The organism is Bifidobacterium sp., assembly GCF_051876855.1.
Lineage (GTDB): Bacteria > Actinomycetota > Actinomycetes > Actinomycetales > Bifidobacteriaceae > Bifidobacterium.
In genome coordinates this window covers 9034-16835 of record NZ_JBJEIH010000017.1, presented here as the reverse complement: position 1 = coordinate 16835, position 7802 = coordinate 9034, and the positions used below count along the sequence as shown (strand labels likewise).

Genomic DNA, 7802 nt, shown 5'->3' with positions numbered 1-7802 from the left:
CGCCGCTCGGACCACGCTGAATCTCAATTTCTCGCGGAATCTGCTTTCGGACGCGAGATATTGAGACTTTTTCCTGAATAACTCTCCGAATCGGGTGTCGAATGAGAGATATTGAGAGATTGTGGTATTGAGACCTTGAGATTCCGGCGTACAGGAGAACCCACGTATTTCGCGGGAGATAATCGCGAAACCCATGCCCGGCGGTTTTCTCCCGAATCCGGCATTTGGAGCGAACTCGAAACCGCGGATTTTCAACGTTCCCGTTGGGAGATCATCCGCAAGAACGCGCGAGGCCTATAACCTCCCGCACAACACGCGGGAGAACAGTCGAGAGACGCGCAATCCGTCGAGTTCGCCCACTCCTCCCCGCGCGCAACATCCGGCAAGATGAATCACAGGTAAACGCATGAAAAATTGACGCCCACACCGACCTCCGGATTGACGAAATCCCCCAATCGGCCCCCGTGCGAGAGTTAGGATGATACCAACAGATGCAAACGTTGCCGATACTGTCGGCACCCACACGGCAATAGCCATGCACACCGGGATGCAAACCTATGCACCACCGGACCGGCGGCCTGCGATGAAGGAGCACACACGCCATGGAGCACGACGACCAGAACAGTCCTCGACCGTTCACGCCGGCATTCCCAACAGACGACCCCTTTGATGGGATCAGCTTCGACGCGGCAGGAACCTACCAAGGAGGCGCCTCGACTTCACCAACGGACATGACGCAACCACCTGTATTGCCTTCCCCCACACCACAGACACCTGTAGCACAGCAATCCCCGATGGCACAAATGCCGATCATCCCGATTGTCGTGCCATACCAGCAGCCCGCCGCGCAACAACCCACTGTGCAGCAGCCTGCCGCACAACAAACCCCGCTTGTTCCCGCGTCCCAGCAACATCTTCAATCTTCCGCGTCGAGCGCGCAACAGCATACCCGACCGGCGTCGCCTGCCAATCAGCCATCCCTGGCAGATTCGAACGCCAGGCACACCCGCCAAGCCCGTCAGCCTCTGCCCCCGATCCCGCCGTACAAAGGCAGGAAGGCCGCCCGGTACTGGGAGAAAGCACCGGACGACAATTACACCAATCCCAACTATCACAAGAAATTCGACTGGTCGTGCTTCGGGCGCATCCTGCTGGTCACCGTAGTCATATCAGCAGTGATGTACGTTCTGTATCTCGCATACTACTGCGGCATGCTGATGATTTTCCGCGGCCGCAGCATCCAGGAAATCTACAACGCGCAGACGCCCGAAGTCACCACAGATGGCCTCGATTACGTGTTCTTCCTCCTCGGCCTGATCAACATCCTCATCGCCGCCCCGATATGTCAAGCGGTCGGCATGCGCGGGCGTCATCCGTCGAAAGTGACATATTGGCGCGACCGGCCGGAAATCGAACCGATGGTGGCGGCATGGGGGTTCGGCAAACGGACCTACCTCGGCTCCGGTATCGCCTCGCTCATCGACAAGGGGGCTATCGGCGTCGACCCGCAAGGCCACATCTACCTGCGCGGCACGCCGTCACGCCCGTTGACACCGCTGGAAATCAAGCTTATGAACTTCCTTGCCGTCGCCTTCAAGGATTTCTATCGCGAACACCCTGATTTCGCTGGGACTCCCAACGGTTCCGGCGCCCAAGTCAACCCGAGCGTCGCAGAACTGACCGACCATCTTTCCTCGAATGGCCTGAAAGCGTTGTCTGACGTCCAATCCGAGACCAGAAAAGTGTCGAATACCATCATGTATTCCATAGGAACACCGCGCATATTCATGCTGTTCGGTTGCGCACTCGTCTCCGGGGTATTCAGCATTTTCGCCGGGACATCGCTATTCACCGAAGCCCGCGGGTGCGCGAGCCTGACACAGATCCTCATCCGATATGAAGGATTCACCTGGCTCGGCATCATGGCGCCCATCGCGACCATGCTGTCTGTCGTCTACGTGGTCGCGGCCGCTGCGGTGCTGATCATCAATCAACGCAGGCTGCAAAGCATCAGAACCACCGCATCCGACGGTAAACGCCAGATTGACATCCTTCGCATCTTCCTCGTGGCGTACTGCCTGATCACTCTGCCGCTATCCCCCATCCGCGCAATCGGCATGGTGCTGGCATGGTATCTGCTCATCGAGGCTAACATCCCCACCAATCGCATCAACCTGCCGATGATGCGGCTGTACCATCATGTACTCGGGTTGGGCAAGTATCTCAAGGACTACAGCGACCTGAGCGAGCGCGGTACCACGAGGGACGCCCAACTTTACGGCTGGAACCTCGCGTACGCGGTGGCGCTCGGCCTGGCGAAGGGCGAGCTCGCGTCGGTCGATCGCGTCATGTGGAAGCTCTCCGGCTCCACCGCGCAGAGCGAACCCGTGGGCCGTCACGCATCTGCCAGCTCCAAAGAACCGGATCTCTTTGACAACTTGCGACGGTTGGGAATCCCAATCAATATCACAACGGAAGAGCTGAGCCACAAGGTAGACAACGCGGTTGTGCAGACCGCGGAAAAACACGGTATCAAGGCAGCGGCGTACAACAGCGATCCCGAAGCATATGCTGCTCTAGTATCGGAAGCGACAGAGCCCAGGCCCGATGACAATATGGCGCAGAAGTCGGTAAGGGCTTACGTGCGATGGCTCAATCAGGAATTGGAGAAGCGGGACCATGACGAATTTCAATGATTTGGCGCACAACCATGATGACGACGATATGCCCGGCGTCGCCGCCATCCCCGAGCGTGGCAGCGCGTCCGACGATGGCATGGATTCTGCGCCGACGTCGGACGCGCTGATGGCGGCGCTCAAGGCGGTGAACAATCCGGCTGCATTGTTCGGCGCAAAGCCGCGCACCGCAGCCGATGACGAAGATGCCGAAGACCGGGATGACGCCTGCTCCGCCGATCCTGGGGATTCCAACGATTCCGGAGATTCCAGCGATTCCGGCTATCACGCATCAGATCGCCGCCGCTCTCCCCGATTTGATACCGATGCGTTCCTCGCCGGTCTGGACGCCATCTACGACGGCCATCGAGCAGGCCAAGACGCCGAAGCCTACTTGCAACAGGCGATGGCTGATGCCGAAAACGCCGGCGACAACGCCGGATTGCTGACCGTCCTCAACGAAACGATGGGATTCTACCGCTCCCAGGGGCGTCATGAGGACAACCAATGGATTGTGCAACGGGCGCTCGAACTCGGCATCCGCATGGGAATCGTCGGCAGCGAGGCATGGACGACGACGCTCGTCAACGCCGCCACCGCAATGCGCGCCGCACGGCAATACGACCAAGCGGAGGACTTGTACCGTCAGGCACTTGAGAACGCGAGAACGACCTACGGCCCCCGCGACAGACGACTCGCAGCCCTGCATAACAACCTATCCATGCTCTACAGCGAGACAAACCGTCTGGGCAAGGCGCACGACCAGCTCGTGCAGGCGATGGGCATCCTCGAGGATTCGGGCGCGGACCGGCATACGGACCCCGACATCGCATCCACCTACGTCAATCTTGCGCTTGTCGAACTGGAATTGTGGCATGAGACACGCAAGAACGAGGCCGCTGGCAGAAGCGAAGCGAATGCGCAATCCCCGGCGGAATGGCTTGACCAAGCCGACGAGGACGCCCAGCATGCGTTGACGATCTACGACGAAGGCGATTTGACCCACAGCGCGCATTATGCGTCCGCATTGGCCGCGGCGGCGCAGGTACGCTTCACGCGCGGCGCATTCGCAGATGCCGTGGCCTCGTATGGCAAGGCACTCGACGTCATCGCCGAATGCTACGGCACCGACACGGAGTATTACCGGACCACCAGCGAGAATCTCCAGGCCGCCAAGGGCGCGCTTGCAAAGCAATCGACATCCGTCACGCAGGTCGCGGGGCCTCCAGCGCAGGGGCGGCGTGAAGCCCAGACCAATCGTCGGCACGACGGCAAGCGGAACATCCCTTCGGACAGTGCTGATCTCAAACCGGACATCACCGGCCTGCAACTGGCCCGTCGCACATGGACGGAATTCGGCAAGCCGCTGATCGCGGAACACTACCCGGAGTATCGGGATCGCATCGCCGCCGGATTGGTCGGGCACGGTTCGGAATGCTACGGTTTTGACGACTTACTCTCCCGCGACCACGATTTCGGCCCCGGCTTCTGCCTGTGGCTGACCGACGAGGATTACGAGCGGATCGGCGAGCGCCTGCAAGCGGACTACGACGCCTTGCCGGAGCGATTCCTCGGGTTCGGGCCGCGCCAGACCACACCACGCGCACAGGGTGCCGGCAGACGGGTGGGCGTATTCCGCATCGGTGACTTCTTCGAATCCCTGACCGGATACCGCCAAGCACCTAGTGCCAACCATCCGCATGAATGGCTGATGCTGGACGAGGCGACCCTCGCCACGGCTACCAACGGCCAGGTGTTCGCCGACCCGCTGGGCGCATTCTCCAAGACACGCCAAGGCTTCAAGCTCATGCCCGACGATGTGCGATTGTCACTGATTTCGCGCCGATTGGGCATGATCAGCCAAGCCGGCCAGTACAATCTGCCCCGGATGCTGCGCCGCGGTGATGGCAGCGCGGCGTGGCTGTCCATCAGCGAATTCGCGGATGCCGTCTCCTCGCTGGTATTCCTAATCAACACGCCGATTTCTGCCGGATACGCGCCCTATTACAAGTGGCGATTCGCCGCCCTGCGCCGACTCAGCGCCCGCATGGGTACGCGGCTCGCCGGCGTTTGCGAGCAGTTGGAGCAGATTCTGCGGCTATCCGGCGACGCCTGCTACGGCGAAGGAGCATCATCGCGTGATGCGGCCGACGAAATCAGCACTGTGGTCAAGGCCATATGCTCGGATATCGTCGCCGAACTCCAACGTGAAGGATTGACACACAGCAACGAGCGGTTCCTCGAATGGCAGCGACCGCATGTCGAGGCGCATATCGTCAGCGATGCCGCCTGTTTGCACGGCATCTAGGCGAATTCGACGAATCGCCGGGAATACGCCGAATGGCCGGCATTGGACACCGAATCGTAGGCGGTTCAGCGGCTGTGCGATTGTTTTCCGGCGGTTCGCCAGCGCTGTTGTGTCTGTGCAATTGCATCTGTGCAGTTGTGTCTGCGCAGTTGTGTCCACACAGCACCGTCTACACAGTCGCGCTCAGTGTGTCGTAATAGCGCCGGCGGCGAATCGGGCCATGCGCAGCGGGACGGGCATGCATATCATGGCAAATGTTCGCACTGCGAATCAGATGGAATTCGACAGAAAGAGGATGCCATGTCCCAACAGCCGCCGATGGTCACGGTCCGCGCCGACAATCCGATGGTTGAAACGGTGATTCGGCTGGAATGGGACCAGTTCCAGCGCACGGACAATGAAGGCGGCCGGGCGGCATGCCAAGGCAACTGGCCAATGTTCCACGAGATGCGGCTGAGCCAGTTCCTCACTTGGACCCCAGCACTGCTGGCAAGCTACGAGAACGATCTACGGCAGGCGGACCGTGTCGGGCGCAATCTGGTCACCGAAAAATACGCACGGATGATGGCCTCCACCGCGCCCGACATCTACCGCGAACGTATCGAACCGTATATTCCCCGGCTTTCCGAGCAACGGGTGGATCGTCAGGAGCAGGTGATCGCCCGGCAGGTCGCGTGGGCGCGCGAATTCGCGGGCCGCTGGCCGGCACTCGGGGAGACGATGCGTGTACTGACCACCGCCGAGGACACGCCTGAGCAGACGTCGTTCGAGACCTATCTGCGCGGCGAATTAGGCACGTATTCGGATACCACCTTCGACGAATACGAGCGTCTGGTGGCGTATATCGCCGAGCAAGGCGGCAATCTGACCGAGCAGACCGTACGCAACACGGTCCGGCTGGAGGGATATGCGGGGCTCGACGAAGCGCAGGCGGCACAGGCGAGGCAGGCGGCGGCGCAAGGCTCGTACAACCAGCAAGACCGGTAAAGGACCACGCAATCCGTAAAATTCCCCATCCGGTGCGAGGGCATGAAAAGCGACGGGAAACCGGGAAATCAGGACAATCCAAGACCACGAAGGCAGGAACGGCATTTGGACACCACAACAGAAGACCATGAAGAACGCGAGACAGCGGCCGGAACCGCAACCACCGCGGAAAACCGTGAGGAGCGTGGACGTCACCGGCTCATGATCGTCGAAGGCGTGGCGCTCGTAATCCTCATCATCCTCGCGGGCATCGGTTCCGCAATCGGCGCGAACTGGCGGGTGGAACCGTATACGGACCATATCATGGTCGGCTCGTCCAGCACAGCAATCGCGGCGAACGGCCTATCAACCACGCAAGAAGGCACCTACAAAGTCAAAACGACGAAACTCACCATCAAACTCACCGGCACGGTCAGCGTGAACGCGATCCTGCGCGAACCGATCGGGGCTCCTGGCAAACGCCCCGCTTGCGTGTTCGTGCATGGCGCCGGGACGGGCAGGGCGTCTGAAGTGTACGGCGATATCGCCCCCGCAATGGCGTCCGCGGGCATCGTCACGCTGGTACCGGACAAACGGCTGGACAACTATTCGTGGACGAGCCGCGACTATCAGGCCATGGCCCGCGACTATCTCGTCTCGTGGAAACTGCTGGCAGGATTGAACGACGTCAACCCCTCGCAGGTGGGCGTGTATGCGGAATCGGAAGGCACGTGGATCGCCACCGTCATGGCGAAGCGGCAGCCGGATATCGCGTTCATGATTCTCACATCCCCGCCGGTGGTGCCCGGGCGTGACCAGATGGCGATGGCGGCGACCTCGTACGCGACCATCGCGGGCGCGCCTCAAAGCGTGGTCGATGAGCTGCCGACGCTGATCAGCCTTGATTTCTCGCTCGTCGGGCTGGAATATGCGGATTTCCCGGCACAGGATTATTACTCTGCGCTTACCATGCCACTGCTCATCAATTACGGGACCATTGACCCGTCCATGCCAATCGAGCAGGGGGCGCGTACGCTGATCGACGCAGCGAAACGCAACGGCAATGCGAATGTGACAGTACGGTACTACCCGACGAATCACCAGATGCGCACCGGCTCGTCACTGTCATTGCCCGGATTGCCGCTGGAACGGCATTACACGCATGATCTCGAGGATTGGACCAACGCCGTGGCCGCCGGCACCACGGCTACGGACTGGGCCACGCCGAAGATCGCCGGAAGCCAGCCGCATCAACGGTTTGCGGCTCCTTCTGAAACACCGCATGGCATGATCGGGTCGGTTTCTCTGGCGCTCGCGTTGATGGCGGCACAAATCCTGTGCGTGATCGCCGCTGTCATCGGAGCGATTGCGCTGTGGATCAGCGGACGGCTGCGCGCATCGAGAACGCAGACGCTGATGGTGCATGATCATCAGTCCGAAGGCACGCCGGCGGGTACTCCACGATTCGGGCGCGGCGCGGCTCCCCTGCTCGCCGCTAGCGTCGTGGTTCCCGTATTGGTCGCCGGCACACTCGGTTGGTATCTGGTCACGCTCGGGAAAGCGGCATTGTCGCTGACAAATCGCGCCGATGTGTTGCGGCCTGGTTGGACGGCGCTGCAAATCGGCGCCGCCGCCTGCCTGTTGTTGCTGTTCCTGGTGTTCACGATGGTGATGCACAATGTCCGCAGATACCCCGACGAGCCGTCCATCGCGACTGGCGCCGGGCATGTTATCGTCGCCGTGCTCGTGCTCGCCGCGCTGGTGCTGTCCATCATCGTATTCATGTTCTGGGGTCTGCGATAGCCCGTCCTCCAGCTTCTGCCGACGCTTAGCGGTCGTCAGTGTCGGCAGAA

The 7802-nt window shown here is 60.8% G+C and carries 4 protein-coding genes; all 4 read left to right on the top strand.

All coding sequences use genetic code 11. From position 1 onward, the window contains the following. The first annotated feature begins 794 nt into the window (after positions 1-794). Positions 795-2696, top strand: coding sequence for a DUF2207 family protein (locus tag ACI38B_RS00910; RefSeq protein WP_439729148.1), 1902 nt, complete (start codon positions 795-797; stop codon positions 2694-2696). 127 nt (positions 2697-2823) lie between these two features. After that, a complete protein-coding gene (locus ACI38B_RS00905; RefSeq protein WP_439729150.1) occupies positions 2824-4983 on the top strand; it encodes a DUF4037 domain-containing protein in 2160 nt (719 codons plus the stop codon). A 318-nt stretch (positions 4984-5301) separates the two neighbouring features. Beyond that, positions 5302-5970 (top strand): DUF4125 family protein, encoded by a 669-nt coding sequence (locus ACI38B_RS00900; protein ID WP_439729149.1) that lies wholly within the window; start codon positions 5302-5304, stop codon positions 5968-5970. 105 nt (positions 5971-6075) lie between these two features. After that, a complete protein-coding gene (locus tag ACI38B_RS00895) occupies positions 6076-7752 on the top strand; it encodes an alpha/beta hydrolase family protein (RefSeq protein ID WP_439729147.1) in 1677 nt (558 codons plus the stop codon). Positions 7753-7802: the final 50 nt, after the last annotated feature.

What these genes read in the sequence shown, in the direction of transcription:
- ACI38B_RS00900 (WP_439729149.1), top strand. Translation starts at nt 5,302, where the DNA reads ATGGTCACGGTCCGCGCCGACAATCCGATGGTTGAAACGGTGATTCGG.
- ACI38B_RS00910 (WP_439729148.1), top strand. Translation starts at nt 795, where the DNA reads ATGGCACAAATGCCGATCATCCCGATTGTCGTGCCATACCAGCAGCCC.